The organism is Phyllobacterium sp. P5_D12 (assembly GCF_054049495.1).
The window spans coordinates 1-1,431 of the sequence record NZ_JBFUMG010000839.1; the positions used below are offsets into that span (position 1 = coordinate 1).

The 1,431-nt window shown below is 55.1% G+C and carries 1 protein-coding gene; it reads left to right on the forward strand.

Annotation, left to right across the window (positions count from 1 at the left end; translation table 11 throughout):
- Positions 1-18: 18 nt before the first annotated feature.
- Positions 19-1,431, forward strand: a 1,413-nt coding sequence (serA, locus tag ACXJ5O_RS26920) for a phosphoglycerate dehydrogenase (RefSeq protein ID WP_457302582.1), incomplete at its 3' end; no start/stop codon positions are given.

Consider the following 1,431-nt stretch of genomic DNA (forward strand, 5'->3'; position numbering starts at 1 on the left):
CTATTGATGGAGGCCATGATGGCACCACGTGTACTCGTATCCGATAAACTCTCCCCTACCGCGGTCCAGATATTCAAGGACCGAGGTGTCGAGGTCGACTATCTTCCAGACCTCGGTCCGGATAAGGAAAAACTGCTCGAAGTGATCGGCCAGTACGATGGTCTTGCTATCCGCTCTGCGACCAAGGTCACGGAGAAGTTGATTGCTGCCGCAACGAATCTGAAGGTTGTCGGGCGGGCGGGCATTGGTGTTGACAATGTCGATATTCCAGCCGCCTCACGGCGCGGCATTATCGTAATGAACACACCGTTCGGTAATTCTATAACGACGGCCGAGCATGCCGTTGCCTTGATGTTTGCCGTCGCGCGCGAATTGCCGGAGGCCGATGCGTCCACACGCGCAGGCAAATGGGAGAAGAACCGCTTTATGGGTATCGAGATCACTGGCAAGACGCTTGGGGTCATCGGTTGCGGCAATATCGGGTCCATCGTCGCCACACGTGGTGTCGGCCTCAAAATGCATGTGATTGCCTTCGATCCCTTCCTTTCCGAAGGCCGGGCTGAAGAGCTGGGCGTTGAGAAAGTCGAACTAGATGAGCTGCTGGCGCGCGCCGATTTCATAACCTTGCATACGCCGATGACCGACAAGACACGTGGCATCATCAATGCAGAGAATATCGCAAAGATGAAGGATGGCGTGCGTATCATCAATTGCGCCCGCGGCGGCCTTATCGTCGAGAAGGACCTCATTGCCGCATTGAAGTCCGGCAAGGTGGCCGGCGCTGGCATTGATGTATTTGAGGTGGAACCTGCTACCGAGAACGAATTGTTCCATCTTCCCAACGTTGTCTGCACGCCGCATCTTGGTGCTTCTACCAGCGAAGCACAGGAAAATGTCGCGCTGCAGGTGGCCGAGCAGATGTCGGACTATCTGATCAAGGGTGCTGTCTCGAACGCGATCAATATGCCATCCATCACTGCAGAAGAGGCGCCGCGATTGAGGCCATTCGTCAAGCTTGCAGAGGTGCTCGGAGCATTTGTTGGCCAGGTCACTGAGGACCCCATCCAGGAAGTGGAGGTTCTGTTCGATGGCTCCACCGCTGCAATGAATACGCGTGCGCTGGTAAGCGCTGCTCTGGCCGGCCTTATTCGTCCTCAGGTGGCCGATGTGAACATGGTCTCGGCGCCGGTCATGGTGAAGGAGCGGGGTATCGTTCTTTCCGAGGTAAGGCGCGATAAATCCGGCGTATTTGATGGTTATATAAAGCTCACCGTGAAGACTGCATCGTTGACGCGGTCAATTGCCGGCACCTGTTTCTCGGATGGGAAGCCACGTTTCATCCAGATCAAGGGTATCAATCTCGATGCCGAAGTCGGTCAGCATATGCTCTACACAACCAATAATGATACGCCAGGAATGATTGGCTTGCTC